This is a genomic window from Neorhizobium sp. T6_25 (assembly GCF_002968555.1).
Taxonomy (GTDB): Bacteria; Pseudomonadota; Alphaproteobacteria; order Rhizobiales; family Rhizobiaceae; genus Neorhizobium.
In genome coordinates this window covers 79,477-106,145 of the sequence record NZ_PVBL01000025.1, presented here as the reverse complement: position 1 = coordinate 106,145, position 26,669 = coordinate 79,477, and the positions used below count along the sequence as shown (strand labels likewise).

The window sequence follows — 26,669 nt, the reverse complement described above, 5'->3', positions numbered from 1 at the left end:
CACTTGAGACAATCGCCACTATGAGCGATGATCCACTCATCAGCCTGCCAGCTGCAAGCTGACACTCATCCGGCCCTCTGGGATGAGCCGTGGTCGTCTAAGCTACACCACATCCTGGGACACGATCGTGCTTTCTAATGTCCGCACGGACCGTGCCGATGAGGACCTGATCGAAATCTGGTCCTGCATTGCCGTTGAAAATATAGTCGCAGCTGATCGAGTTCTCGATGCGATTGAGGCGCGCTGGCAGCATCTCGCACGACACCCTTACTCGGGAGTGGCGCGCGACGACATTGCGCCGGGTATTCGGCATCTGGTCTCAGGCGAGTATCTTACTCTTTATCGGCTCACCGGCGGCGCAGTCGAAATCATCCGCGTGCTGCGCTCCACCACGTCGACGAACGCCTGGCGCGCTGGACTCTGATGTGCCACGACCGGGTGGACGGGGACGAGATTGGCCTCGCTCATGATTACATATCGATCATGCTGGCGGTCCGTCGTCCAAGTGTCACCGGTGCACTTCACGTACTGGAGGGGAATGGTTTCATCACCTCATTACGCGGTAGAGTTATCGTTCGAAACAGGGGAGCACTCGAGAAGTTTGCGCACCACGCCTATGGCAGGCCGGAGGAGGAATATCGCAGGCTGATCGGCGAAATGGATGTTTCACCTTCGAAGGTCGTTGCGTCCCCTGCCTGAAGTCGTCAGCTACTCTCGCGAGGGTGTACGGAAGTCTGGAGTATTCGTCCCCTCCGGACCTCCCAGAATGTCACTGCCTGCAGAACATTGCCAATTGTGTCGGAGATTTCCCGCGAAGTATCCGTTCTTGGTTTTGCGAGAGCTAGGATCGGGGACCGGTGCTTGGGTCTCGTCCATGAACAGCTTCATTGACCACTTCAGATCGGCAATCAGAGCATTGAATACGGGGCGTAGTTCATAGGCTGCCGAAGCTCGCCTGGCCGGAAGCAGGAACGATCAACTCCGTTGATCGCGGACCTGCGGAACTGCCTCAACCGGCATCGTGCTCGCGTCGCTGGCAAGTCGCCGCTCGGCGAAGCGCTCGCCTATATCGCCAAATATTGGGATGGGCTCCGTGTCTTCCTGACCGACGGCCGCATCGAGATCGACAAGAATGGCGTCGAGCGGACCATCCGCCCGATTGCCCTCAATCGGAAGAACGCACTCATTGCGGGTCATGATGCCGGAGCAGAGAACTGGGCGACTATCGCCTCGCTCGTTGACACCTGTAAACTCAACGCCGTCGATCCGCTGGCCTACTTGACCGCCACGCTCACTGCCATCGTCAGCGGTCACAGGCAGAGTCGCATAGATGAGCTTCTGCCGTGGAATTATTCGGGATGAACAGATGGCTGAAGTCTGCTGTCGGCCCTTAGGCGACATTCGGAAGCCAGGCGGGAATGAGAGACTAATCTGAGGGGGGCGAGCATTCCTCAAATCCTGAGCGCTCACGGCTGACCACCTCCCAGGGAAGCCGGTGAGACAGCCAGATTTCCTTCGTTGGGCAAAGCTGATCAGGGTCATCCAGACTTGCAAGGGTGATATCGATCGTCTCTTCGCCAAGTTCGTAGAACGTCAGGCAGGTCCCGCAGGCTCCGCAATGTCCGCGTTGGACCCCCGACGAAGACGCGTAGACAGTCATCGCCCCCTTGGTAATCCTGAAGTCACCCAATGCATAAACGGCCCAGGCGACCGATGGCGCTCCGGCAGATTTTCTGCAACTCGCACAGTGACAGATCGAGACCGACACTGGCTCGCCAACGGCGGCATAGCGAACATTGCCACATAGACATCCGCCGAGCCTGGGTGCCATTGCCTCTCTCCCTTCGCCCTCAAACTGCGCAAATTATGCGCTGATCTAGGTTCATGACAATCATTTTAACGAGAGCGAACGTCCGCTGTTAGCGGATTCTTGCCATCAATGTCGTAGCGGCATTTTTCGGAATGGCCAATCGAACTTGGTCAATGTGCGAGGGAAACACCGCGTACGATGTAGAAGATCTGCATTCGAGTGATCCTTCACACGAATCCTTGCGAACGGGCCGGGAGCCCAGAGTTGCCCCCTGCGACGACAACAAGAGAGCTTGTTCTAATCAATCATACGGGCAATGTCCGAGTGCTCGGAGCCCTTCAGGCTGCATCTGGAAGAAGGGACCTAAAGGTGGCGCGGGTGATGACTACCGTGGTTCCGTCCGCGCCGCCGCTGGTTTCGACCTGTGCGCCGAGCTGCTTCCCCAGCGCCGTCACAATCGCAGTTCCCAGGCCACCTCCTGACCTGGCGGGCGCGGTTGCGTCCTTGCCAACCCCGTTGTCAGACACGGTCAGCTTCCAGTCACTGCCGCCGACCTCATAGGACACGAGGACCGCCGCCTGCAGCTTTTGAACCGGGAAAGCATATTTCACTGCGTTGATGACAAGTTCGGTGACGATGAGGCCAAGACTGACGGCGTGGTCGGAGCTGATCCGCCCGTCCTGCGACACTGGAATTCCAAATCTTACGGAAAAGATCCGCTCTCCCAACCAAATAGCTTGGCCTTGCCGAAATGAACCGAATTCCGCGTCTGGTGGCACGTTGCGGCCGATATCATTGCCTACAGCGCGGAAGATAAGACATTTCAGTTAGCCTCGTTTCAAGCTAGATGACCGAACGACCGAAGAACCGTTAAATTGTCTAGCGCAGCTCCCGACATAGGCCCCGCTACGGCGGCTGGTATCCTTATGGCAGATGAGCCTTGCGGGTCAGTTCTGCCTTCAGCCGTGCAGTTTCCAGACCCAACGTGATGAAGGCACGTGCGTGGCGAGCGAGCGCCACGTTGTTCGTCCACAGGTCCCGCCAGATGCCCGTCTTCAGCGACAGGTCGCGATCGACGATAGCGGAGGAGAAGGATTCGAAGGTCACGTAATCTTGCCAGCTGATCGCCACCAGGGCGTCGAAGATGGCCGCGAAGTCGATATTGCCGGTGCCGAGATAACCGCGATGGCTTTCGCCGATATGAACATAGCCGATCTTGTCAGCGGCATGCCGGATGGCGAGACCGACATCGGCCTCCTCGATGTTCATATGGAAGGTATCGAGATGCAGGAAGACGTTAGAGGCCCCCACGTCGGCAATATAGGCCATGCCCTGCGCCGCTGTATTGAGCATGTTACTCTCGAACCGGTTGACGATCTCCAGGTTCAGCGTGACGCCAGCCGATTTCGCAGTCTCCGCCGCCCGTGTAAAGGCAGAGACGCTAGTGTCCCATGCCCTCCGCGTCAGCGCCGCCTCCTGCTTTCCGTGAGCCGAGCTCAGTATCCCGGCTAGCTTGGTGCCGCCAAGATCGCGCGTTAGCGCAATCGCCTTGTTGAGGATCTCGACGCCGTTTTCCACGACAGCCGGATCTTCGCTGGAGATGTCGCCCGCCGGCGGCAGTCCCATGCTGATGGCGACGTCGAGCTTCAGTGCCTTGAGCCGCCCGGCCAACCATTTTACATCCACTGCGGCCGGATCGAGATAGGAAAATTCGATCAAGTCGAACCCCAGCTCGTGCGACTTGACCAGCGCCTGCTCGAGTTCGTCCTTCGACGATCCAGCGCTCCAGACGTAGGAGTGAACACCAATTCCAGCCATCGCAGCTACCATTGTTTCAGAAGATGAAAAAGGATGCGGATCCGGGCCGGAACCAGTTCCGGCCCGGATCAATCGAAGACCTGGATCAGCGCGCGGCCGTCCAGCCCTTATAGTCTTTGACGTTCTCGGCAGTGATCAGCTGCGGATCGAGTAGGACCACCGGCTCGGCAGGCTTCTTGCCGTTCAAAACATCGACCCCGAGCTCCAGCGCCTGGCCGGCCATCGTGTAGGGGTCCTGCGAGGCGGAGGCTTTGATAAGGCCCTTGCCGCTCGAAAGAGCCTTTTCGATATCCGGCGCGCCATCAACCGCTGTGATGATGAACTCGTTGCGGTTCAGCTGCTTGGCCGCAAGATCCGCGCCGATGCCAGTCGGGTCGTTGATGGCGAACACGCCGTCGATCTTCGGAAAACGGGTCAGCAGGCCCTGCATCACGGCCAGACCGCCGTCGCGCGAGCCCTGGCCGTTCTGGTCGTCCGACAGGATCTTCATCCCTGTCGCCCTGGCCAAGGTCTCCTTGCAGCCCTTGACGCGGTCGATGATAGAGGACGACGAAGGACCGTTGATGATGACCACGTCGCCCTTGCCGCCGAGCTTGTCGACGAGGTATTGGCAGGCTTCCGCCCCCGCCTTGACGTTGTTGGTCATAACCGTGACATCGGCGCCCGGCGCAGACACATCGAATGCAGCCACCACAACTCCTGCCGCGGTGGCCTTCTTGACGGCCGGCGCGATTGCCTTGGCGTCGACGGCGTTGAGCATGATAATGTCGACACCCGCAGCGACAAAGCTGTCGATCTGCGATACCTGCTTGTTGAGGTCGTAATCGGCAGAAACGGAGGTAACCTGGACCTTCGGGTTGATCTTCTTGGCCGCGTCTTCAATGCCCTTGATGGTAGCGACGAAGAACGGGTTGCCGAGCAGGCCGACCGAGATCCCGATCTTGTTCAGGTCCTTTGACGAAGCCGGCATGGCGAGAGCCGCGGCAACTGCCGTGCCCAGCATGAGTTTGGAAAGCATGCGCATGTTCTTTTCCTCCTTTTGTCATGACGCTCCCGGCGTCACCATTGCCCGAAAATTTCGATCGAAACTTCCGATTCCCTTGGCCGCTCAGGTGCGGCTCAGCCCCTTCAAGCGGTAGCGATCGAGCCCGACCGCAACGATGATGACGAGACCCTTGATGATGTACTGCCAGATGTCCGAGACCCCCACGAGAATGAGGCCGTTCGAAAGGACGGCGATGATCAGCGCGCCGATCAGCGTGCCCCAGATAGAGCCGACGCCGCCGACAAAGCTTGTGCCGCCGAGAATGACCGCCGCGATGGCATCGAGTTCATAGGCTTGGCCAAGCTGCAGCCCGTTGGCGGCATAAAGACGCGCTGCGGACATCGCGCCGCCGAGGCCTGACAGCAGGCCGGACATGGCGTAGACGAACAGCAGCACGAGCGGCACCTTGATCCCGGTGAGCCGCGCGGCCTCAATGTTTCCGCCGACCGCATAGATCCAGGTACCGAGCACCGTGCGCTTCAGGATGAACCACGAGATTACGATCGTCACGAGCGCAATGATTGCCAGCCAGGGAATGCCGAATAGGCTGCCATTGCCGATAAAGTCGAACGGCAGGTCTGGGTTGAATACCGTGGTGTCTCCGCCGAGCAGACGGGCTATGCCGCGCATGGCCGTCAGCGACCCGAGGGTAACGATGAACGGCGGCAGCTTCAGGAATGCGATGATGACGCCATTCGCCAGCCCGCACATCAACCCGACACCGATGGCTGCCGGCACGCCGAGCATGCCGATCTCGGGATAGAGCGAGACGATCACGCCGACCATGGCCGAAGCGGCAAGGATGGAGCCGACCGAAAGGTCGATGCCACCGGTGAGGATGACGAAGGTCATGCCGGCTGCGAGCACCGTGTTGATCGAAGCCTGCTGCATGACGATCGACAGGTTGTTGACGGACAGGAAGCGCCCGCTGAGGAAGTGGAAGCCGAGGGCCAGGATGACCAGAACCGGCAACATTCCGAGAGCAGTCACGGTGGCGCGCAGCTTCATCTTGTCCGTGGCTTTGTTTTCGCTGTTGATCGTTGTCATGGTCCTGCTCTTTCCTCCTGCCCTGCTGCGCCGACCGCACCGGTCGACAGCGTCATGATCGCCTCCTGAGCGATTGGTGCGCCGGGTGACGACCGCACTTCGCCGACAATCCGTCCCTCCCGCATGACAAGCGCACGGTCGGCGACACCGATGATCTCCGGCAGGTCGCTTGAGATCAACACGATGGCGATGCCGTCTCGGGCAAGCTCGTCGATGATCCTGTAGATTTCGGACTTTGCGCCGACGTCGACGCCGCGCGTCGGCTCATCCAAGATGATCACCTTGGGGCGGGTCTCCAGCAGCCGTGCGATCAGCGCCTTCTGCTGGTTGCCACCCGATAGCGCACCGACATTGATGCTGGTGCTGCCGGTGCGGATGGAGAGATCGGATACCGCCTTGTCTGCCCGTTTGCGCGCGCTTGCGAAGTCCAGGATGCCGAAGGACCCCGCATCCTTGCCGATCACGGCGACATTGATGTTCTCGCTGATCGACATGTCGAGGAAGAGGCCGAGACCCTTACGGTCCTCGGTGAGGTAGGCGATGCCTGCATCCATCGCGTCGCGAGGCCCGCCGATGACGAGTTCGCGGCCTTCCAGCACCACGCTGCCTGTTCTCCTTAAGTCGGCGCCGAAGATCAGGCGAGCGAGCTCGGTGCGGCCGGACCCGACCAGCCCGGCAATACCCAGAACCTCGCCAGCATGGGCGTCGAAGGAGCAGTCGTGAACGCGGCGGCCATCGCCGATGCCGCGCACCGACAGGATAGCTTTCGGTTCGCCGACCGGCGGGCGGTGTTCCTTTTTGTAGAAGGACGAGAGGTCGCGCCCGACCATCATCGACACGAGCTTGGATGGCGATATGTCGGTGCGAGCGAGCGTACCCACATAGCCGCTGTCGCGCAGGACGCTGACACGGTCCGCCAGCTGGTAGATCTCTTCCATCCGATGGCTGATGTAGATGATCGCGATGCCCTGGCTCTTGAGGCCGGCGATAACATCAAAAAGGCGATCGGTCTCGCGTGTCGTCAGCGAGGTGGTCGGTTCGTCCATCACGATGATGCGCGCATTGGTCGTGAGGGCGCGGGCGATTTCCACCATCTGGCGTTCGCCCAGCGACAGGCTCGCGACGATCTGGTTAGTGTCGAAGTGAAGGCCGAGGCGCGCCAGGATGGGGTCCGCACGTCGGCGGGTCGCAGAGCGATCGACTACGCCGAAGCGCGACGGCTCGGCGCCGAGGAACATATTTTGCCCCACAGTCAGATTGGGTGCTAGCGACAGCTCCTGGTAGATGACCGCAATGCCGTGTTCTTTTGCCTTAATCGGATCGCCGGTCACAGCCGGCCGGCCGTCGATCAGCACTTCACCACCCGGATCGGCTTTGTAAGCGCCTGAAAGAACCTTCATCAGCGTCGATTTGCCGGCACCGTTTTCGCCCATCAGCGCATGCACTTCACCGGCATGCACGGTCAGCGACACGTTCGCCAGGGCGCGGATCGTCCCGAATGTCTTCGAGATATTGCGCATCTCTAGCACGGGAACGCCTGCCTGAACGGCCTGTTGCTGGGCTGTCATCCCCTCACCTCCCGATAGGTTCTCGCAGAATTTTCCCCGCGTCGGCTCTCGGCAAGAGCTATCCAGCGATCGCGATAGGCTGTTAGTCCCTCGACCACGAGCGGCTCGGCCGGGCGGCATTCGCTGGCAAAGGGCGACAGGCCCACCTGCTCGAAGGCAAGCGCCGCAGCACCATAAGCGCTGCCTTCCGGATTGGCGCTGGTCAGTACCACCTGGCCTGGCCTGAGGGCGGCCAGCAGGCCGGCGAACAGCCCGGTCTTTACGAGACCGCCATCGATGACGATGTCATTTGTCGACCGTATCAGGTCGAGTGACAGGTCGGTCATCAGCGTCACGTAGAGAAGCGCCGCTGCCGCGCGTTCCTCGTCCGTGGGGACCGGGCCGACGAAGCCACCATCCGTGCCGGACATGGGGCCGCCGGCCGCGAAGGACGGCACGGCGAAGATGCCCCTCGTGATTACCGACACGACGGCGTCCAGCGCCAGGGACTTCGTCCAGCCGCCGCTGGCGATCTCGTATTCGCGCCCGCCCATGAACCGGATGGTGGCGGTCGGCTGATGGTCGACCGTCACATTGGCAAGCATGTCACGTTCCGGATCGAGCGCATCCAGCGGGCAGGCCGAATTGAAGATAATCACCCAGGTACCCGTAGACACGAGCGTGACATCAGAAAGCCCGATCGAGCGGTAATAATAGAGGGCGGCATTGCTGTCGTGGACGCCGTTGTAGACGGTAACGTCGCGGGAGGTCTTCGTCCGCCAGGTCCCGAGCGCATCGCCGGCCCGCACCATCCCCGGCATCTTGGCACGCCAGCCCTGGGTATCGACCAGGCTGCTGTAATCATCGGCGAGCGGCGCCCAGAGGTGCGAATGGCAACCGAGGTATGAGACTTCGCTGATGGCGCGGCCGCAGAGGCGCCATGGCCAGAACTGCGGATAGGCGAGGATGGTATCCGTGCTTTCCAGAAGCGAGGGATCGCGATCCTTGAGCCAGAGGATATGCCGGCCGTAGTTCAAGCCCAGCGGCAGCTTAGGCGAGAACGTGTCTGGGAAATCCGGAACGAGCGCATCGATCCTCGCCGCCACATCCGCCGGAGGCTCCTGTTCGTAATCGAGGATCGGGGCTGCGAGTTGCCCGTCGCGGATCAATGCGAAGGTGCAGCCGTGGCCGGAGAACATCACGCCGGAAACACCGTGGCTTTCGACAACCGCCTCGAGCTGCGCCTGCATCCAGTCGAGAAGATGCGCGTCGTCCAGCACCCGCAGGCCATCGTCCTGCCGCCACAGCGGCCGGGTGCGCGCCTCCGCGATGATCTTTCCCTCCGCGGAAAACACCAGAAGCTTGGAGTTCGTCTTTCCCAAATCAAAGACGGCAATGCCGGGTGCGGAATGCGCAGCGGTCACTGGGTGCCTCCGTGCCCGGACAGTCCGGCCGTGACCGCTGCGCCCGCGTTGGCGATCAGGATAGTGACGCCGGCATCCTCCAGCATCTTGGCATTGGCATCGGAAAGGCCATCGTCAATGACAATGGTGCCGATGCGCGACAGTGGCAGGACGAGGTTGCGCGGCTGGATCGACATCTTCCGGCTATCGGCCAGGAGGACGATCTCGTCCGCGCAGCTGGCAAGCTCGGAGATCACCTTGACCAGCAGCGGGTGCGATTCGAGCAAGCCTTCCCCGGCAATGCCCTGCGTGCCGACGAAGAAGCGGGAGGCGAAGAAATTCGGGGCGCCGGCGGTTGCGTCGTGAATAATCCGCGGCTCTCGGTACAGGTCACCCCCGGCAAGCGTCAGCTGGCATGTGCCGTTTTCGCCGAGATAGGCCGCAAGCGGCATGGAATTGGTGTAGATCCTCACGTTGCGGCGCGCCAGCAGCAGGCCGAGCTGATAGCAGGTCGAACCAGCGTGGACGATGATAGAATCCCCGTCACGGACCATGCTCGCCGCCATCTCGGCGATCGCGCGCTTGGCTTCAACGGCAATGTCGCGGTTCTCGTCGTAGGAGCGCGCCGCGATGCGGTGAGTGCTGGCGCCTTCGCTGGCGGAAATGCCGCCATAAACCTTCCGCGCCTTGCCGATCTCGTCCAGTTTGTCGATGTCGCGGCGGATCGTGGCGGCGGATACGCCAAGGCGCTCCTGCAGATCACGCACGGAGGCGAAGGGACGCTCCCTCAACAAGTCCATGATAATCCTATGCCGATCCGCGTCGCTCAAACGATATCCTCCCAATGCTCCTCAGGCATTGATGATCGACTATAATCATACTGATTTGCGAACCGCAAGGGATGCGAAGGAAATACATCATTGTTGACGTAATATCCTCATACCAATAACAATGGTGCCAAACTTGCATCATGCAGTGCAGCATTTCGACAGCGTCGAGGGTTTGCATGGGCGAACGGGAGGATGACATGCCAGCACAAATCTCTCGGCCGGAAGGCTTCGAGCACTTTCTTGCATTATCGCGCCGGATCGGCAGCGACATCCTTAAGACCCAGGGCGCAGGCGGCAACACCTCCTTTAAGCAGGATGGTGTGATGTGGGTAAAGGCCTCGGGCACCTGGCTTTCCGAAGCGGGTGTGAAGGAGATCATGGTGCCGGTCGAAGTGGCGCCGCTTGTCGAGGCCCTGCGTGTCGGCGATCCACGCGCCGAAAAGGCCACGGATTTCGTGGTTGGCTCTCTCAACGCTGGTAACCTGCGGCCATCGATCGAGGCAAGCTTCCACGCAGCGTTGCAAAGCCCGGTCGTGGCGCATTATCACTGCGTCAATACTCTGGCTCATGCGGTGCTGGAAGACCGGGAAGCGCGATTGGCGACGCGGATGGCGAGCGTTCCCGACCTCAGCTGGGCAACCATCCCCTATCGTCGGCCGGGCGTGCCGCTAGCGCGCGAGATCGAGAAGGTGGCGGACACGCATCCGGATGTATTGGTGCTGTTCAACCACGGAATCATCGTTTGCGGCAGCACCGTCGAGGAGGTTGCGGACCGGATCGAGCGGATCACTGCCGCGCTTGAGATCGCACCACGCCAGGACGGAGTGCCTGATATGGATGCCCTGGCCGTGCTTTCAGAGGGTTCAGGCTTCAAGCCGGCGAAGGATCCCGTCAGCCACCGAGTTGCACTTGACCCGGTCTCCCTGCGGGCCGCGACCGCCGGATCGCTTTACCCCGACCACGTCATCTTCCTGGGTGCCAAGATCGGCATCCTGAGCAGGGAGAGTTCTATCGCAGACCTCATGTACGATTACGAGCAGCGTGACACGCCGATGCCGAAGATGGTGGTCGCCCCCGGCAAGGGCGTGCTGTTGTCCGAGACTCTGACGCCGGGCGGCGCGGTCATGGCCCGCTGCCTCGCCGACGTCGTGACGCGCATCCCCGACAACGCCGCAATTGCCTACATCGGCGCCGACGCCGAGTACGAGCTGACCCACTGGGAGGCCGAGCAGTATCGGCAGGCTCTGGATCGTAAAGCGGCAGGGCGGTGACGGCATGACGATTCCAAGTCCTGCGGTGGCGGTCGGAATTGATCTCGGTACCTCGGGCGCACGGGCTGCGGCGTTGTCGGCAGACGGAGATGTGGTCGGTTTTGCGGCCGCCCCCTTTGCGGATCCCGCCGAGAGCCGGAGCCCCGGAGCCTGGTGGAGCCGCGTTCGCGAATGCCTGGCGGCGCTTCGGAATGCAACATCGCTCGCCCATGTCGAGGGCTTGGCCATCGACGGGACGTCCGGCACAGTCCTTACTGTCGATGCGCTCAGAAAGCCTCTCGGTGGCGTGCTGATGTACAACGATCCCTGCCCGGATTCCGCGGTGGTCGAGCGGATCGGAGCCCTTTCCCCCGCCGACAGCCCGGCGCGGGGTGCAAACTCGGCGCTGGCCCGGGCCATCCATCTGCTGCACGCCTCGCCCGACGCGATGATCCTGCACCAGGCGGACTGGATTGCAAGCCAACTCGGTGTTGCCGTGGCTACGACCGACGAGAACAATGCGCTGAAGACGGGATACGATCTGGTTGTGGAGCACTGGCCGGAGTGGATCGTCGAGGCGGGCATGCCGATCGAGCGCCTGCCGCAGGTGCGACGTGCCGGTGAGCCCGTGGGCGTGGTCGGCACGTCCGGCGAGGCGCTTGGCCTTCCGCCCACCTGCCGGATCCACGCCGGAACGACCGATGGCTGCGCCTCCTTCCTGGCGACCGGCGCCAGCGCAATCGGCGACGGCGTGACAGCCCTTGGATCGACCATGGTGTTGAAGCTTGCCTCCAGCCATCCGATCAACGCGGCAGAATATGGGATCTACGCGCACCGCATTCTCGATTTCTGGCTGGTCGGCGGCGCTTCCAACAGCGGCGGCGCCGTCATTCGTGGCCTTCTGGGGGATGACCAGCTTGAAGCGCTGACTGCACGGCTTGACCCGGATCACCCGACCGGCCTCGATTACTATCCGCTGCTGAAGCCTGGCGAACGTTTCCCGATCAATGACCCGGCCTACCCGCCTCGTCTTTCACCGCGCCCGGCAGACGACGCCCAATTCTTCCAAGCAATTCTGGAAGGCATGACCTCGATCGAGCGACAGGGCTACGAGCGTTTGCGCTCACTGGGCGCGCCACCGCTTCGTTCGGTGCGGACTGTCGGAGGTGGCGCCCGCAATCCGGCTTGGACCGCCATGCGCCGATCAACACTCGGGGCCGATTTCTTGCCGGCAAGATCGGTGGAAGCTGCGGTCGGGACTGCATCGCTGGTTTTAGCAAGGAGGCATTCGTGAGAGACATTTCGCAGACAAGCCTCGACCGGCTGATCGAAGCCTATGACGTATTCTTCGTTGACCAGTTTGGCGTGCTACGCGACGACGAAGGTGCCTATCCCGGCGCCGTAGAAGCGCTGCAGCGGCTGAAAGCGGCTGACAAGACGGTGGTCATCCTCTCGAATTCGGGCCGCAGTGGCGATTACAACGCCAGTCGCTTTGTAAGCCTCGGCTTTCGGCGCGACAATTTCGACCATTTTGTCACATCAGGTGATGCCGCTTATGCCGTGTTGTCCCGCCAGGGTTCGCCAGTGTCGGAGGGAGCGCGTTGCGTGACCATTTCAAGCGGCGGCGACCGCAATCTAGCCGAACGGCTGGGGATGCGACACGTAGAGACCTTTGCTGAGGCAGATTTTTTGATTATTTCAGGAAGCGAGGCTGAACGAATATCTATGGATACGTATGCCGACATGTTACGCCCCGCGGCCGCGCGTAATGTTCCGGCGATCTGCACCAATCCTGACATCCACAAACTCGTTCAAGGAACGATCGCGCCGGGAGCAGGCAGCATCGCGCAGCTTTACGAACGCCTTGGTGGCATGGTGCGCTGGTTCGGTAAGCCGCATCGCGATATCTATGAGGAGGCCTTGCGCCTCTGCGGCCCTCCCCCCTTAGACCAGGTGATCTGCGTCGGCGACAGTATCGACCATGATATATTGGGTGCGAAAAAGATGGGACTGCATTCGGTTTTGGTCCGAACCGGGATCCTCGCCGATCTGCCGGCATCACAAATCGAAGAGATGATGATCAAAGATCGGCAGCCGACATTTCTAATGGAACACTTTAGATGACTGTATCGCCTTGATGGGATTGGGACCACCGACTGAGTCGCCGACGGTTAGGCCTTATTGATTTTATGCAGCTAATGATGAACCCGCTAAACCTCTGTCGGTCCTCGCTTTCCGGCACCTTCATTCTGAAACTGTGTTTCGCTGACATGAGCCTCGTTGTTTGGCTTAGTCGCTGATCGCCCGGGAATTAAAAACCGGCGTGGCTTAGCCGCTGGCACCCCAGACAAGTTCTCGCCGCCCTCGTGAATGATCGCATACAGTCTGTCCAGCCATTGCTTCAGCGTTGCCGTCGTTGTTTGACAGCAGGCTCGGAAAGTATCGGGAACATCGACCCGCTCAAGCTGAAGGTTGTCCCCGGACGGAGCTAGCGACCAGAATCCGTAATGACGAGCATAACGGCTTGCACTCCATCTCCGCTTCTGCCTCCAAGAGCTTCGTGATCACGGTAACGACATTTGCTCAAAAATTTCATGCGAATCCGACAGCGATCAAACGGTAGCGATCTTGCGGAAGGGCGAGCGGTCTGGATCGGGATCCGGCATCGCGTCCAGAAGCATGCGTGTATAATCGCTCTGCGGATTGTCGAATATCGAGGCGACCGGTCCGTGCTCGACCAGCTTTCCGCGATAGATCACTGCAACATCGTCGCAGATATAACGGATGACGCCGAGATCGTGGCTGATGAAAAAGTAGGTCAGGCCGAGCTCGACCTGCAGCCGGTGCAGAAGGTTCAGCACATCCGCCTGGACCGAAACGTCCAAGGCCGAGGTCGGCTCGTCGAGGATCAGGAATTCCGGCTTGACCGCCAGCGCCCGCGCAATGCCGATGCGTTGCCGCTGTCCGCCTGAGAACTCGTGCGGATAGCGGAACAGATGCTCGGAACGCAGGCCGACCTGCAGCAGGAGTTCCATCACCCGCTCGCTGCGCCGGCTCGCCGTCATGTTCACGACATCGCCATGGATCACCAGCGGCTCAGCGACGATGTCATGGACCGTCATGCGCGGATCGAGCGACGCGTAAGGATCCTGGAAAACGATCTGCAGCCGCGAACGCAATCGGCGCATCTGAACCGGCGTCAGCTTGTGGATATCTGAGCCATCGAACAGGATATTGCCGGCCGAGAGGCTTTCGAGCCGCAGGATGCAGCGGGTCAGCGTCGTTTTTCCCGAACCGGATTCGCCGACGAGCCCGAAGCTCGCGCCCTTCTTGATCGACAGGCTGACATCGTCGAGCGCGGTAAAACCTTCGCCACGACCAAAGAAACCCTTGCGCGGGCCGGGAAAGATCTTGCTGACGTTCTGGATGTCGAGGCTCATGCGGATGTCTCCGGCATCGCGTCGCTCAGCCCCATAAGTTGGCCGCGCTTGGTATGCGCAGTAGGCACGGAGTTCAAGAGCGCCTGGGTATAGCTGTGGCCCGGCCGCTTCAGCACGTCGTCCACCTTGCCGGCTTCCAGGATACGACCACGATACATGACTGCCACATGGCTGCAGATCTGTGCTACGATGCCGAGATTGTGGGTGATCAGCAGCACGCCGATATTGCGCTCGGCGACGAGATCGTGGATCAGCCGCAGGATCTGGGCCTGCACCGAGACGTCGAGCGCCGTCGTCGGCTCATCGGCGATCAGGAGGTCTGGCTTGCCGATCATCGCCATGGCAATCAGCACCCGCTGCCGCATGCCGCCGGAAAACTGGTGCGGGTAGTCGTCGATGCGCTCCGCCGCCTTCGCAATGCCGACCTTGTCGAGCATGTCGATGGCGACGCGCTTGGCCGCCTTATTTAAGTCGCCACGGGAGGCAGCGGCCACGAGCCCCAGAACAGAAGGGTCCGCATGGCCGGCGTGGAGCGCCACGTCGACGAGCTGGGTGCCGATCCGGAAGGCCGGATTGAGGTTGGTTGTCGGATCCTGGAAGATCATGCCGATATGCCGGCCGCGCAGCATCCGCATCTCCTTGTCGGTCGCCTTCAACACATCCCGGCCCTGGAACTCGATCGAGCCCGCGAGATAACGCCCGGGTGGCGACGCGATCAGCCGCGAAATCGAGAGGCCGGTCAGTGATTTGCCGCTGCCGGTCTCGCCGACCATGCCCCAGATCTCGCCGCGCTCGATCTTCAGGTCGATACCATGCAGGATCTGGGTCTCGCCCTCGTAGCTCCGCATTGTGAGATTGAGGTTCTTTATGTCGAGAAGTGTCATCTTATCCCTCCCCTCATCGCCGCGCCTTCGGGTCGAGCACGTCACGCAACCCGTCACCGAGAAGATTGAAGGCAAGGACCGCGAGGAAAATAGCGATACCCGGCGCGACCGCCGTCCACCAATAATCCGGCATGTAGCTGCGCGCGCCGGACAGCAGCGTGCCCCATTCCGGCGTCGGCGGCTTAACGCCAATGCCGACGAAGCCGAGCGAGGCGACGGTCAGGATCGCAAAGCCCATGTCGAGCGAGGCTTTGATGACGATCGGCGAGACGATGTTCGGTAGGATGTGCTTGCCGAGGATGCGCAGCCAGTTGGCGCCGAGCGCGTGGGCTGCGATGACGAACTGCTCTTCCTTCTTGACGATCACCTCCCCACGCACGAGGCGGGCATAAGCCGGCCACCAGGTGATCGAAATGGCGATGATCATGTTCCAGACACCGGTTCCCAGTGCCGCCGCCACCGCCATGGCAAGGATGAGGCTTGGAATGGTGAGCAGCAGGTCGGTGATGCGCATCAGGACCTCATCCACCCATCCGCCAAAGTAACCTGCAATGGCGCCGACGGCCGTGCCGACGACGATGGCGATGAAGACCACAGCAAGGCCGGAAAATAGCGAGACCTGTGAGCCGACCAGCACGAGCGAAAACATATCCTGTCCCAGCGCATTGGTACCGAACCAGGCGTTTGCCGACGGTGGCTGGAACCTCGCCCCGGTATTGGTGCCGCCAACAACATGTTCCGGATACGGCACGATCCAGGGCGCGAAGACGGCGATGACCACCAGCAGGACGACGATCGCAAGCCCGACGATCGACAGCCAGCTCTGTCGGAAGCGATAGAAAGCGCGGCTCCAGTTTTCGAGCCGTGCAGAATGGGAGCGCTTGGGAATAGCGATGGGCGTCATGGTCATGCGTAGCGTACCTTCGGGTTGAAGACGCCGTAAAGGAGGTCGACGACAAGCATTGCGACGAGATAGATGATGGCGATGACAAGCGTCACGCCGATTACCGGCATGAAATCCTGGGTGAGGATCGCCTGCGTGGCATATAGCCCAAGGCCCGGCCAGTCGAAGACAGTCTCGACCAGCACCGTGCCGCCGAGCAGCCAAGAGACGTAGAGGCCGATGACCGTCAGCGTCGAGGTCATGGCGTTCTTGAGTACGTATTTGAAGAGGATCAGCCGGTTGGAGAGACCAAGCGCCCGCTCGGTCATGACATAATCCCGCTGCAACACCTCGATCGTCGAGGAGCGCATCATCCGCATAATGGTGGCAAGCGGGGAAAGCGCCATAGCGATCGCCGGCAGCGCCAGATGCGACAGCGCGATCTGGAAGGCGGGCCAGTCACCGGCGATCAGGGCGTCGATCGTGTAAAGGCCGGTGACATGGTGCGGCGGGCTTTCGATCAACGGATAGCGACCGGACAGCGGCAGGATGTCGAGCCATGCGGCAAACGCCATCTGCAGGAGAAGGCCGAGGAAGAAGCGCGGCATGGCGATACCGCCGAGAGCCACCGTGCGGGTCGCGTAGTCGAGCGGCCCGTTCTTGTAGACGGCCGTCAGCAGCCCGAGTGGAATGCCTATGACGACCGCAATGAAGAGCGATGCGAAGACAAGTTCGATCGTCGCCGGCAGGTATTCCAGGATATCCGCAAAGACCGGGCGCCGGGTGAAGACCGACATGCCCCAGTTACCGGAGACCAGGCCGGTCAGGTAATTCCAGTATTGCAACGGCAGAGGCTGATCCAGACCGAATTCGCGCTTCATCTGCGCAATCAGTTCCGGTGTCGCATTCGGGCCGGCGGCAAGGCCGACCGGATCCCCGGGCAGGATACGTGCCACGATGAAAAGCAACAGGGTCAGGCCGAGCAAGATCGGCACGAGCAGGACGAGCCTGCGCAGAATGTAAAGCAGCATTCGCAAACTCCGGAGCGGCGGGCCTCCGTATCGGAACCCCGCCGGCGGCAAGGGGTCAGGCGATCGACAGCGGCCAGATTTCCATCGTATTGGCGGCTACCGGGCTGAAGACATAGTCCCTCACGTTGTCGCGCATTGCAAACTTCCGGAGTTCAAGAATGCCGATGATGTCAGGCGCATCCTCGACGATGACGGCCTGGAACTTCTTATAAAGTTCGGCGCGGTTGGTCTTGTCCACTTCGGCGCGGGCGTCTTCGATCAGCTTGTCGACCTCGGGGTTCTTGTAGACCGGGTTCTGCCACTGGCCATTACGCGATGAATGATAGGCGGCAAACGCGGTATTGTCCGGATCGGCATAATTCGGCGACTGGAAGATCGAGTAGAAATCGACCATGGTTTCCGGGGAACGGGCCATGGCCACCGTGTCCGGCCAGGTCATGGCGCGGATGTCGAGGTTGATATTGAGCGCCTTTAGCGATTCCAGCATGATGAGGCACCAGCGGCGCTGGTTCTCGTAGCCGGCTGCATGGTGGATTGAGAGCGTGATGCCGCCGTCCTTGTAGTTGGACTTGGCGAGATATTCCTTCGCCTTCGCCATATCCTGGTCGTAGCCCTTCTGGTCGGGATCGAAACCGAAGATGCCGACCGGCAGCGGGCTTTTCATCAGCTGTGCCGGGCCGGCCGCATCCAGCATGCCCTTGTAGTTGAAGGCATAGGACACCGCCTTGCGTAGGTTCTTGTCTGCAAGCGGCCCCTTGGCCGTGTTCATCTTGATGGTGAAGGTGCGGTAGTCGGGCTCCATGATGCGCACGACCTTGGGCATGTCCTTGATGGCGTCCATGTCTTCCGCGAACATATCGAGTGCGAAATGCACCTCACCGCGCTGGAGCATCAGGCGGGCGGTCGAGGCCTCGCGGACGATCTTCCAGATCGCGCCGTTGAGATTGCCGCCCTTGTGCCAGTCGGTGTCAACGCGGATCAGTTCGTAGAGATCACCCGGCTTGACGCGGCCCATCTTGAAAGCGCCGGAACCGGCCGTGTTGGCAAGCAGATAGGCCTGGCCATCATCGGTGCCCTTGTTGGCTTCGACGACCTTGGAATTGACGATGAACATCCACGGCAGGACGGAGAGAAGCGGCGCGAACGGCTTCTTCAACGTCATCGTCACCGTCATCTCGCCGGTCGCCTTGACGCTGTTCGGGTCGAGAATGCCGGAGACCATCCAGGCCGGACCCTTGGCGAGGCGCAGCAGGCGGGCGAAGGAATATTCGACGTCCTTTGCGGTGACCGGCGTGCCGTCATGAAACGTGGCATTGCTGTCGATTTCGAACGTGTAGGTCAGGCCGTCTTCAGACTGCTTCCAGCTCTTGGCGAGGCCCGGCGCAGGAACAGGCGGGTTGGCGACGACGCGCACCAGCGGATCGTAGGTATTGCGGAACAGCCATTGCGGCGCGTAGCCGGTTGCCACATGCGGGTCGAAATTCGGGATATCGACCGTGCTGGCCAGGACCATGATGTTCTTGCCGGCCGAATTGGCAAGGCGCGGCAGTGTCGCAGCAGCGGTCATCCCTGCAGCACCGATCAGAAGTTGACGTTTATTCAAGGTGAGCATGTCCATTCCCCTTTTATATCTGCATTGCTCATGTTGACTGAAAGTGAGCCGGTATTACCGGCTCGCTGCCGGTGAAAGGCGTGCGGATGCCGCCAATTCCTTTTTGCGCTCGCTGAGGCCGTAGGTGCTCTCGGCCGTTTCGGCGCTGATATAGTCTTCCCGGACGTCGTCCTCGATCAGCTCAACCGAGCGGTTGGCCGGATCGCCGAAGCCTGCGCCGCCGCCGAGCTGCAGTTCGACGACGCGATCGGTACGATCGACGACGAAGAGGCCGCCGGTGCCGACGTCTTCCAGCACATTGCCTTCCTCGTCACGGACATAGCCGTGTGAGAGCAGGCCGTTCTGACCGCCGAACAGGCCAGTGATCGGCGCGTTGACACCTTCCGGCGAGACGAACACGGTGACCGAGGTGCCGTCGTCATAGCGCTTGGCGAGTCGGATACGGGCGCCAAGGCCGCCGCGGAACTCGCCGATGCCGCCGGAATCCCGCACGAAGCCCTTTTCGAGGACCACGACTGGCGAGCGGCTCTCCAGCATCTCGATCGAGGACGTTGCCGCAGACGTCGGCCACAGAACGGACGACTTGCCGTCCTTGGCCGAGCTGCCGCCCTGCCCGCCGCCGGAAAGCAGATGGTCGTAGAAGATCTTGCCATCCGTGGTCCTGCCGTAGACGGTCAAGAGGCTCGGCAGGCCGGTATGGGCGATGACCTTTTCGGGGGCCGCCTTCGACAGCGCCCGGAAGATGTTCGGAGAGGTGTACCAGCCGGTGCGGGTGCGCAGGCTGACCGGGGCGGGCTTGTTGCAGTTCATCACCGAGCCCTTTGGCGCCTTGACCGTCAGTGGACGATAGCAGCCGGCATTGCCGCGCACCGCAGGTGTCAGCATGCACTTCAGTGGATAGGTCGAATGCGCGGTCGTGTAGCTCAGCGTGCAGTTGATGCCGCCGAGCGGCACCTCCGGCGGAGCGCCTTCGAAATCCAGTTCGATCTCGTCGTCCTTGATCGTCACCTTAACCGGCACGGTCATATGGGTGCCGAGCGGGTTGTAGGAGATGGTCGAGGTGTGGACGCCGTTCGGGATGGCGCGGATCGCGTCTCGCATCGCCTTTTCGGAGCGGGACTGCACGACCTCGGCGAGCGCCTTGAGATCGGACAGGCCGTATTCGTCCATGAACGCCACCATGCGGCGGGCGCCGGTGTCGTTGGCGGCGACCAGCGAGCGGACGTCGCCAAGCACCTGATGGGAGTCGCGGATATTCTCCGCCATCAGGCGGAAGAGGTCTTCGTTCTCGACACCCGCCTTGATGAGCTTCATCGGCGGGATCTGCAGGCCTTCCTCGTAGACTTCCGTCGCCTTCATACCGTTGCGGGTGCCGCCGATATCGCCGACATGGCCGACCGTGCCCATGACGGCGACGGCCTTGCCGTCCTTGAAGACCGGGGTCATCACGGCGATGTCGAACAGGTGACCGGCGCAGAGCCACGGGTCGTTGCAGACCAGCACGTCGCCTGGTTCGAGCGTATCGATCGGATAACGCTCGAGTGCGGCCTTGACGACCATCGGCAGGGTCAGGTTGAAGACCGGCATGACCCGGGCCGAATGCGCCAGCGTTTCGCCGGAGGCATCAAGGATCGAGCAGCCGAAATCCTGGGATTCCGAGATGATCAGGGAGTAGGCAGTGCGGCAGACCGTGTGCCACATTTCTTCCGCCACGGTGACAAGGCGGCTCCACATGATTTCGAGCGCGATCGGGTCGGATTCGATCTTTTCGATTGCTTCCTGCTTCGACATCTGCGGCGTGACGAGCTCGATGCCCTTGCCGACAGTGGCAATCTGGATGCGAAGGTTGCCGGCAGCATCGACCGTGAGGACGTCACCGGGTGGCACAATCGTGGTGGATTCACGCTCTTCGATGATCGCCGGACCGTGGACCGTCATGCCTGACGCCAGCTTGTAGCGATCGTAAATACCGGCATCGACGAACCCTTCGCCAAAATAGGTCTTGCGACGCCCCTTGAGCGCTCCATCGCTGGAAACCGCAATATCGGCCTGCTTTATGGAAAGCTGCGGTGTCGCACCGCTGGCGCGCAGGCGAAATGAGAGGATCTCCAACTCGGCTTCCGTCGGAACGCGGGTGTAGCGAGCCGCATAGACTTCCTCGAAGGACCTACGAATGGTCGAATAGGCATTCCCGTCCAACTCGCCGGCCGGGATCGGCACGTTGATTTCGTGCAGCTGGCCAACCAATCGCATGTCGGCCGTGCGTTCGAAGACGACGTCTTCGGCCTTGGCGCCGGCAGCGAGGAGCTTAGCCTTGCCTTCTTCCGCCAGTTCGCTAAAGGCGGAGTTCAAAGCCGCAGTATCGAGATCGGCAGAAAGCGCCATCGGTCGCGAGCGGACAAGATCGAACGAGAGCGGTGCCGTGAGGAAGCCGAAAGCGGAGGCCGCGCCGCTCGCCTGTGGGATGATGACTTCCGTGACGCCGAGAATGCGGGCAACGCGGGCGGCAAAGGCCGGGCCGGCGCCACCGAAACCGATCATCGAATAACCGCGCGGATCCTTGCCCTTCTCGACCAGATGGATTCGAGTGGCACTCGCCATGTTTTCCCCGACCACCTGATGAATGCCCCAGGCAGCTTCGACGGTCGAGATGTCGAGCGGCTCGGCGATCGTCTTCAGCGCCTTTTCGGCAGCGTCCAGGTCGAGCGTCATGCGTCCGCCAAGGAAGAAGGCGGGGTCATAGTAACCGAGTGCGACGCTTGCATCCGTCACCGTCGGCTTGGTACCGCCGGCGCCGTAGCAGGCAGGTCCCGGAGAAGCACCCGCCGAATGCGGGCCGACCTGTAGCAGGCCGACTTCGTCGATCGCAGCGATCGAGCCGCCGCCGGCACCGATTTCGATCATATCGACGACCGGCGCCTTGATCGGCAGGCCGGAACCGTTCTTGAAGCGTCGCACCCGGCCGGCTTCCATATAGGAGGCGATATGCGCCATGCCGTTTTCGATCATGCAGGCCTTGGCCGTCGTGCCGCCCATGTCGAAGGCGATGACGTTTTCCTGGCCAGCTGCCTTGCCGAACCATGCTGTGGCGAGCGCACCACCGGCCGGGCCGGATTCGAGCAGGCGGATCGGGAATTCGCGTGCCTCGTCGACCGAGACGAGACCACCGGCCGAATGCATCAAGCGAAAGGCGCCGGTGAAGCCGCGGGCTGTAAGGTCCTGCTCGAAACGGAGCAGGTAGCGATCCATCAGCGGCTGCACATAGGCATTGGCGCAGGTGGTGACGAAGCGGGGATATTCGGAGATTTCCGCGACGACTTCCGACGAGATCGAGACCGAAATGCCTGGGTAATGCTGCTTGATGATTTCACGCACCCGCTGTTCGTGGGCAGGATTGCGGTAGGAATGCATCAGGCACACAGCGATCGCCTCGACGCGTTCGGCGACCAGCTTCTTGACGGCCCGCAAGACGGAAACCTCATCAAGCGGCTTGATCACGCCGCCATCGGCACCGATGCGTTCCGAAATCTCGATGCGGCGCGAGCGGCTGACCAGCGGGTCCGGAAAAGTCAGGAACAGGTCGTAGATGTCGTAACGCTGCTCGGTGCCGATTTCGAGAACATCGCGAAAACCTTCTGTCGTGATCAGGCCGACCGGCGCGCCCTTGCGTTCGATGACCGCATTGGTGACGAGCGTCGTGCCGTGGACGATTTCCGCAAGGTCGGCAACCGAGATTTCCGCTGCAGCGAGCAGTTCCGCCAGGCCGCCGAGCGCGCCCTGCGACGGATCTTTCGGCGTCGTCAGGCACTTGTGTAGACGGATGGAGGATGCCTTTTCGTCGAACAGGATGAAATCGGTGAAGGTGCCACCGATATCGACGCCGGCGCGGAAATTCCTGAAAGTCTCTTGCATTCGCATATTCCCCATAACGATGGCCAACGGCATGCCACGGCCCGGTCGATGCCATCACGTCGATGGCGCGTAGGTTCATCCCGGGTGCTGAACGCCCGGCGCGGGAAAGGGTAAACACATCCTCGTCAAAGGGGATTAATCTGATGCTTGCCTGTTCCGCCGCTTTTTTAAGCATGAATTGTTTTGACATATTAGTAGGCGCCATTTTTCCGGGAGTCCAGCGCAAGTTTCATATTTGACAATCAGTTCCAATAGTGGGACTATGCCGGACTGATTTGCGGGCGTAGGAAGAATATGAGCTCTCTCGAAGACGCCATCGCCATTCTCGGTTGCTTCTCGCTTTCCGAGCCTTCGCTGTCACAAGCGGAAGTGGCACGCCGGACCGGCTGTCCGAAATCCAACGCGTCCCGCGTGATGAAGACTTTGCGCGAAAGCGGTGTCCTCGATTTCGACGCGGTAACGCGGCTCTACACGCCCGGCATCCGGCTTTTCGAGCTCGGCCAGATCTGCCGTTCGAACCACAACTTTCTGGATCTGGTGAATACCGAACTGGAGGAAGTCTGCTTGGTTGGCGGGCACACCGCCTATGTCACCGTCTTCGACGGGCCGCAGCTCGTCGTGCTGCGCATGGTGCGCGGCTCAAGCCCGCTGGCGATCACCTCGACGCCAGGATACCGCGCATGGCCGCATGCCACCTCCAACGGCCGCGCCATGCTCTCGCTGCTGGACGAGGAAGAGTGGAAGCTGCGCGTTCCGGATCAGCTGCCCTTCGTGACGCCGCGCGCGCCGCAGAACCATGAGGAACTGCTGGAACGCATCCGCATCATTCAAGAGACAGGCCGCTCGCATTCCACCAACGATTCTTACGACGGCGTTTCATCAGAAGGCATAGCCTTCCGTGATCCGAGCACCCGGGAAGTCATCGGGGTTGCGGTCTCCTATCCTACATCGATGGCTACCCCCCAGCTGCAGGATACGATTACTGGTCTGCTGACAACGATGAAGACGAACCTTATGCGCCACAAATAGTTGCGACGGTTCGCCGCCGCGGCACTCGGGTTTCGGCCAGGGTCAAGGACATACTTCAATCGAAGTAGAACTGATCTTGAAGGGTTCCCGATGGTCGATCCGGTCGAACGCTGTCGGGCGCGTTCAGAATAGGGCTCGCCGCGGTTCAACTCGGCAGCGCGCCCCAAGGCGCCGCCGATCCGAATAGGAGCGGGTAACAAGGGTTCATCAGCTTACCCTTGACAATGCGCTCAAAATTCTTGGCTTTCGGGGAACCGGGCGGATCGACGCGCCGCCGATCGTCGAGCTCGTTATCCTAACGGCCCAGTCTGTCCCCCAACGGGAGTTCGGCGTTGATCAAACGGCGCCACAGCCGCACGTATAAAATCGGCGAGCTTCTGCGAGGCGAGCGATGGCGGTTGCCCGCTCGGCGTCAGCAACCAGACATCCATGAAGGTTTCCGGCAGCAGCGCCCGCCGCACCAGCCGGTCCTCGGAATAGTCGAGCCCCACGAAGGGCGGCACGATCGACACCCCGACGCCGTTCGCCACGAAGCTACAGGCTGTTTCCGACAGCGGTACCTCGATGCGGTTGCGCTTCTGGACGCCCCTTAACTGAAACGCCCGGTCGATCGTCATCAGCGAGCAGTCGTCACGGAAAAGCGAGATGAAGCTCTCGTTTCGCAGATCTTCGATCTCGACGACCGGTTTTGCAGCAAGCGGGTGATTGGCCGGTAGGATACAGACCATGCTGAAGCGCATGATGATTTCTGCATGGACATTCGGATGATCGAAGGGAAGCACACTGAGCCCGATATCGATCTGGCCCGCGGCCACAAGCTCGCCAATCCGCGGTGAAGTCTTGCTCAGCAGCGTGAAGTGAATATCGGGCTGTTCGGCCAGAAACGGCGAAAGCGCCTGCGAGAGATAACGCGTGGCGAGCGCCGGTGGTGCTGCGATCGTTACTTCGCCCCATTCGCGGTTGCGCACCGCTTCAGCCAGCCGGGCGATCCGCTGTGTCCCGGAAAACATCCGGCCCACCTCGACCGCCAGCATCCGCGCTTCGAGCGTCGGCACGAGGCGCCCGCCGCTGCGAGTAAACAGCTGGAAGCCGCAGGTTTCCGAAAAGCTCTTGAGCAGCTTGCTGACCGCCGGCTGCGAGATGCCGAGCTTTTCGCCGGCAAGCGTCACCGATCCGGTCTCGATCGTGGTGTGGAATGCTTCAAGTTGCCTGATATTCATTGCCGACCAGACCCTTCGCGCCGCCGCTTCCGGCATGAGTTTTGGTTATAATGATGGGAGAACAAGCTATTTGACAATCATATTGGCAAAGGGCTTTATCACGCAAGCGATACCAGTTGCACCCCCTAGCCCGGCGAAAGGCGCCCGCGAAAGCGCCGACGGACCAGCCAACCGGCATCGAAAATCTCCTGCAAGGCAGGTCTGTCCGGCGGACGGTCTCCAACGAGACCGGCTGAAGCTTGATCGTACCAAGGCTGCAGCAAGCGGCTATAATCAACGAAGGGAACGAAGACACATGAAGAAAATCATCGGCCTGTCCATTCTGGCCCTGTTGGCGGCGACTCCCGTCAATGCCGCAGTGCTTTCAGTCTGCATCGAAGGGTCGCCGGAGGTCTTCAACCCGCAGCTCACCAGCAATGGCACCACGTCCTACGTGCTGGGGCAGATCTATGACGGCCTTGTCTCCGTGAAGGCCGGCTCTTCCGAAATCGAGCCCGCGCTGGCCGAAAGCTGGACCGTCTCCGATGACGCCAAGACCTACATCTTCAAGCTACGCCACGGCGTGAAGTGGCAGCCCAACAGCCTGTTCACCCCAACCCGCGAATTCAATGCCGATGACGTAATGTTCACCTTCGAGCGAATGATGAAGAAGGACCATCCCTACGCCAAGGTTGGCGGCGGCACCTTCATCACCTTCAACACGAAACTCGCCGACGCGCTGGAAGGGATCAGGAAGATCGACGACTACACCGTCGCGTTTACGCTTAAAAGCCCACTCGCGCCCTTCATCGGCATCATGGCTCACCAGTCCCTGGCAATCACGTCGGGCGAATATGCCGACGCGCTCTCCAAGGCCGGGAAGCCGGAACTGATCGACCAGGAACCGATCGGCACCGGCCCGTTCCAGCTCCAGGCCTATCAGCAGGATGCCGTCGTCCGCCTCATTCCCTTCAAGGATACCTGGGGTGCGGCGATCAAGAACCCGGCCCGCACACCGATGGTCGATGGTGTTGTCATGGCGATCAGCGCTGATGCATCTGTCCGCTTGCAACGCGCCGTGGCCGGCGAGTGCCAGATCGCGCTTTATCCGAACCTCGCCGACCGCGCGATGATCGAGAAGAGCGCGAACCTCAATCTCGTCCAGACGCCGGTCGCCTCCGTCGGCTTCATCACCTTCAACTTCAGGGACGACAAGTTCAAGGACAAGCGCGTTCGCGAGGCGCTCGCGCATGCGATCAACATCAAGCCGCTGGTCGATCTGATCTATGACGGCATGGGCACGGTCACAGGCGCGATCATTCCGCCTTCGCTCTGGGGTCACGACAAGGATGTCGGCGCCTATAGTTATGATCCAGCACTGGCAAAGAAGCTGCTCGCCGAAGCTGGCTTCCCGAACGGCCTGTCGACCCAGCTATGGGCCGTCCCTGTCTCGCGTCCCTATATGCCGAACGGCCGCCGCGCCGCCGAGATGATCCAGGAAGACTGGTCGAAGATCGGCGTCAAGGCTGAGGTCGTCTCCTATGAATGGGGCGAGTACATCACCCGCGCCCGCAAGGGCGAAGCGCAGGTCGGCATGTTCGGCGGCATCTACGATTTCCCGGATCCGAGCCAGATCCCGAACAACTATTTTACCTGCGATTCCGCCGGCAAGCCGAGCCCGTCCAATATCGGCGCCTGGTGCGACAAGGAATTTAGCGCGCTGATGAACGATGCCGGCACGATCACCGATCAGGCCAAGCGCATCGAGATCTATAAAGAAGCGCAGGAGGAATTCCACGCGGAAGTTCCGGCCGTGATCCTCGGCGGCGCCGATACGATCACCGCGGTTGCCAAGGGCGTCAAAGGTTACGCCCCGGCAATCTTCGGCACCAGCCGCCTTTCCGGCGTGACCGTGGAATAAAAGCTTTC

At 61.1% G+C, this 26,669-nt stretch carries 21 protein-coding genes and 3 pseudogenes; 8 read left to right on the top strand and 16 right to left on the bottom strand.

Annotated features, from left to right (window positions below; genetic code table 11):
• Positions 1 to 127: 127 nt before the first annotated feature.
• Positions 128 to 424: a type II toxin-antitoxin system RelE/ParE family toxin gene (locus tag C5L10_RS34505; RefSeq protein ID WP_245448199.1), complete on the top strand. Its 297-nt coding sequence runs from the start codon at positions 128 to 130 to the stop codon at positions 422 to 424.
• Positions 382 to 699, top strand: a pseudogene (locus C5L10_RS26350) (helix-turn-helix domain-containing protein); the annotation flags it as partial. The gene C5L10_RS34505 and the pseudogene C5L10_RS26350, both read left to right, overlap by 43 nt.
• Positions 700 to 771: 72 nt before the next feature.
• Here the strand turns inward: C5L10_RS26350 and C5L10_RS35005 are convergent.
• Positions 772 to 945 (bottom strand): annotated as a pseudogene (locus C5L10_RS35005) (IS66 family transposase); the annotation flags it as partial.
• On the opposite strand from C5L10_RS35005, the pseudogene C5L10_RS26340 reads away from it, so the two are divergent.
• Positions 944 to 1,362, top strand: a pseudogene (locus C5L10_RS26340) (transposase); the annotation flags it as partial. The pseudogenes C5L10_RS35005 and C5L10_RS26340 sit on opposite strands and share 2 nt — an antisense overlap.
• Positions 1,363 to 1,426: 64 nt before the next feature.
• Here the strand turns inward: C5L10_RS26340 and C5L10_RS35000 are convergent.
• The 8 genes from C5L10_RS35000 to C5L10_RS26300 form a co-directional block, all read right to left on the bottom strand.
• A complete protein-coding gene (locus C5L10_RS35000; protein WP_105432073.1) occupies positions 1,427 to 1,831 on the bottom strand; it encodes a GFA family protein in 405 nt (134 codons plus the stop codon).
• 317 nt (positions 1,832 to 2,148) lie between these two features.
• Positions 2,149 to 2,499 (bottom strand): sensor histidine kinase, encoded by a 351-nt coding sequence (locus C5L10_RS26330; protein ID WP_311766232.1) that lies wholly within the window; start codon positions 2,497 to 2,499, stop codon positions 2,149 to 2,151.
• A gap of 235 nt (positions 2,500 to 2,734) precedes the next feature.
• Complete coding sequence (locus tag C5L10_RS26325) at positions 2,735 to 3,628, bottom strand: sugar phosphate isomerase/epimerase (RefSeq protein WP_105432072.1); 894 nt, start codon at positions 3,626 to 3,628, stop codon at positions 2,735 to 2,737.
• Between the two features lie 85 nt (positions 3,629 to 3,713).
• Positions 3,714 to 4,652 carry an ABC transporter substrate-binding protein gene (locus C5L10_RS26320; RefSeq protein WP_105432071.1) on the bottom strand — a complete coding sequence of 313 codons (939 nt, stop codon included), beginning with the start codon at positions 4,650 to 4,652 and terminating at the stop codon, positions 3,714 to 3,716.
• An 84-nt stretch (positions 4,653 to 4,736) separates the two neighbouring features.
• Positions 4,737 to 5,720: a ribose ABC transporter permease gene (locus tag C5L10_RS26315; RefSeq protein ID WP_105432070.1), complete on the bottom strand. Its 984-nt coding sequence runs from the start codon at positions 5,718 to 5,720 to the stop codon at positions 4,737 to 4,739.
• Positions 5,717 to 7,288 carry a sugar ABC transporter ATP-binding protein gene (locus C5L10_RS26310; protein WP_105432069.1) on the bottom strand — a complete coding sequence of 524 codons (1,572 nt, stop codon included), beginning with the start codon at positions 7,286 to 7,288 and terminating at the stop codon, positions 5,717 to 5,719. Before C5L10_RS26310 ends, C5L10_RS26315 begins: the two co-directional genes overlap by 4 nt.
• Complete coding sequence (locus C5L10_RS26305) at positions 7,285 to 8,691, bottom strand: FGGY-family carbohydrate kinase (protein ID WP_245448197.1); 1,407 nt, start codon at positions 8,689 to 8,691, stop codon at positions 7,285 to 7,287. The genes C5L10_RS26310 and C5L10_RS26305 overlap by 4 nt, the downstream gene beginning before the upstream one ends.
• A complete protein-coding gene (locus C5L10_RS26300) occupies positions 8,688 to 9,500 on the bottom strand; it encodes a DeoR/GlpR family DNA-binding transcription regulator (RefSeq protein ID WP_105432068.1) in 813 nt (270 codons plus the stop codon). Before C5L10_RS26300 ends, C5L10_RS26305 begins: the two co-directional genes overlap by 4 nt.
• A 197-nt stretch (positions 9,501 to 9,697) precedes the next feature.
• Here C5L10_RS26300 and C5L10_RS26295 point away from each other — a divergent pair, with 197 nt between their 5' ends.
• From C5L10_RS26295 to C5L10_RS26285, 3 genes are read left to right on the top strand one after another with little or no spacing between them, the layout of a single operon-like run.
• Positions 9,698 to 10,771 (top strand): class II aldolase/adducin family protein, encoded by a 1,074-nt coding sequence (locus C5L10_RS26295; RefSeq protein ID WP_105432086.1) that lies wholly within the window; start codon positions 9,698 to 9,700, stop codon positions 10,769 to 10,771.
• A gap of 4 nt (positions 10,772 to 10,775) precedes the next feature.
• A complete protein-coding gene (locus C5L10_RS26290) occupies positions 10,776 to 12,044 on the top strand; it encodes an FGGY-family carbohydrate kinase (RefSeq protein ID WP_105432067.1) in 1,269 nt (422 codons plus the stop codon).
• Positions 12,041 to 12,874 carry a TIGR01459 family HAD-type hydrolase gene (locus C5L10_RS26285; RefSeq protein WP_105432066.1) on the top strand — a complete coding sequence of 278 codons (834 nt, stop codon included), beginning with the start codon at positions 12,041 to 12,043 and terminating at the stop codon, positions 12,872 to 12,874. The genes C5L10_RS26290 and C5L10_RS26285 overlap by 4 nt, the downstream gene beginning before the upstream one ends.
• Before the next feature lie 488 nt (positions 12,875 to 13,362).
• On the opposite strand, the gene C5L10_RS26280 is transcribed toward C5L10_RS26285, so the two are convergent.
• The 6 genes from C5L10_RS26280 to C5L10_RS26255 are packed head-to-tail and all read right to left on the bottom strand — an operon-like array spanning position 13,363 to position 22,512.
• Positions 13,363 to 14,190, bottom strand: coding sequence for an ABC transporter ATP-binding protein (locus C5L10_RS26280; RefSeq protein ID WP_105432065.1), 828 nt, complete (start codon positions 14,188 to 14,190; stop codon positions 13,363 to 13,365).
• On the bottom strand, positions 14,187 to 15,074 hold the full coding sequence (locus C5L10_RS26275; RefSeq protein ID WP_105432064.1) for an ABC transporter ATP-binding protein: 888 nt from the start codon (positions 15,072 to 15,074) through the stop codon (positions 14,187 to 14,189). The genes C5L10_RS26280 and C5L10_RS26275 overlap by 4 nt, the downstream gene beginning before the upstream one ends.
• A 13-nt stretch (positions 15,075 to 15,087) precedes the next feature.
• Entirely contained in the window at positions 15,088 to 15,984 is an 897-nt protein-coding gene (locus C5L10_RS26270; RefSeq protein ID WP_172717199.1) for an ABC transporter permease, read from the bottom strand.
• The gene (locus C5L10_RS26265; protein ID WP_105432063.1) at positions 15,981 to 16,988 is read right to left on the bottom strand and encodes an ABC transporter permease; all 1,008 of its coding nucleotides are present in this window, start codon (positions 16,986 to 16,988) and stop codon (positions 15,981 to 15,983) included. The genes C5L10_RS26270 and C5L10_RS26265 overlap by 4 nt, the downstream gene beginning before the upstream one ends.
• A 55-nt stretch (positions 16,989 to 17,043) precedes the next feature.
• Complete coding sequence (locus tag C5L10_RS26260; RefSeq protein ID WP_105432084.1) at positions 17,044 to 18,600, bottom strand: ABC transporter substrate-binding protein; 1,557 nt, start codon at positions 18,598 to 18,600, stop codon at positions 17,044 to 17,046.
• Positions 18,601 to 18,654: 54 nt separating this feature from the next.
• Positions 18,655 to 22,512: a hydantoinase B/oxoprolinase family protein gene (locus tag C5L10_RS26255; protein WP_105432062.1), complete on the bottom strand. Its 3,858-nt coding sequence runs from the start codon at positions 22,510 to 22,512 to the stop codon at positions 18,655 to 18,657.
• 294 nt (positions 22,513 to 22,806) lie between these two features.
• Between C5L10_RS26255 and C5L10_RS26250 the strand changes: the two genes are divergently transcribed.
• On the top strand, positions 22,807 to 23,541 hold the full coding sequence (locus C5L10_RS26250; RefSeq protein ID WP_105432061.1) for an IclR family transcriptional regulator: 735 nt from the start codon (positions 22,807 to 22,809) through the stop codon (positions 23,539 to 23,541).
• 290 nt (positions 23,542 to 23,831) lie between these two features.
• Here the strand turns inward: C5L10_RS26250 and C5L10_RS26245 are convergent, their stop codons facing one another.
• Positions 23,832 to 24,761 carry a LysR substrate-binding domain-containing protein gene (locus C5L10_RS26245; protein ID WP_105432060.1) on the bottom strand — a complete coding sequence of 310 codons (930 nt, stop codon included), beginning with the start codon at positions 24,759 to 24,761 and terminating at the stop codon, positions 23,832 to 23,834.
• 295 nt (positions 24,762 to 25,056) lie between these two features.
• On the opposite strand from C5L10_RS26245, the gene C5L10_RS26240 reads away from it, so the two are divergent.
• A complete protein-coding gene (locus tag C5L10_RS26240) occupies positions 25,057 to 26,661 on the top strand; it encodes an ABC transporter substrate-binding protein (RefSeq protein ID WP_105432059.1) in 1,605 nt (534 codons plus the stop codon).
• Positions 26,662 to 26,669: the final 8 nt, after the last annotated feature.

Bases quoted from the DNA above. Each gene is read 5' to 3' on its own strand.
- C5L10_RS35000 (WP_105432073.1), bottom strand. From the start codon at position 1,831: ATGGCACCCAGGCTCGGCGGATGTCTATGTGGCAATGTTCGCTATGCC.
- C5L10_RS26325 (WP_105432072.1), bottom strand. From the start codon at position 3,628: ATGGCTGGAATTGGTGTTCACTCCTACGTCTGGAGCGCTGGATCGTCG.
- C5L10_RS26320 (WP_105432071.1), bottom strand. From the start codon at position 4,652: ATGCGCATGCTTTCCAAACTCATGCTGGGCACGGCAGTTGCCGCGGCT.
- C5L10_RS26315 (WP_105432070.1), bottom strand. From the start codon at position 5,720: ATGACAACGATCAACAGCGAAAACAAAGCCACGGACAAGATGAAGCTG.
- C5L10_RS26310 (WP_105432069.1), bottom strand. From the start codon at position 7,288: ATGACAGCCCAGCAACAGGCCGTTCAGGCAGGCGTTCCCGTGCTAGAG.
- C5L10_RS26295 (WP_105432086.1), top strand. From the start codon at position 9,698: ATGCCAGCACAAATCTCTCGGCCGGAAGGCTTCGAGCACTTTCTTGCA.
- C5L10_RS26290 (WP_105432067.1), top strand. From the start codon at position 10,776: ATGACGATTCCAAGTCCTGCGGTGGCGGTCGGAATTGATCTCGGTACC.
- C5L10_RS26280 (WP_105432065.1), bottom strand. From the start codon at position 14,190: ATGAGCCTCGACATCCAGAACGTCAGCAAGATCTTTCCCGGCCCGCGC.
- C5L10_RS26275 (WP_105432064.1), bottom strand. From the start codon at position 15,074: ATGACACTTCTCGACATAAAGAACCTCAATCTCACAATGCGGAGCTAC.
- C5L10_RS26270 (WP_172717199.1), bottom strand. From the start codon at position 15,984: ATGACCATGACGCCCATCGCTATTCCCAAGCGCTCCCATTCTGCACGG.
- C5L10_RS26265 (WP_105432063.1), bottom strand. From the start codon at position 16,988: ATGCTGCTTTACATTCTGCGCAGGCTCGTCCTGCTCGTGCCGATCTTG.
- C5L10_RS26260 (WP_105432084.1), bottom strand. From the start codon at position 18,600: ATGCTCACCTTGAATAAACGTCAACTTCTGATCGGTGCTGCAGGGATG.
- C5L10_RS26255 (WP_105432062.1), bottom strand. From the start codon at position 22,512: ATGCAAGAGACTTTCAGGAATTTCCGCGCCGGCGTCGATATCGGTGGC.
- C5L10_RS26250 (WP_105432061.1), top strand. From the start codon at position 22,807: ATGAGCTCTCTCGAAGACGCCATCGCCATTCTCGGTTGCTTCTCGCTT.
- C5L10_RS26245 (WP_105432060.1), bottom strand. From the start codon at position 24,761: ATGAATATCAGGCAACTTGAAGCATTCCACACCACGATCGAGACCGGA.
- C5L10_RS26240 (WP_105432059.1), top strand. From the start codon at position 25,057: ATGAAGAAAATCATCGGCCTGTCCATTCTGGCCCTGTTGGCGGCGACT.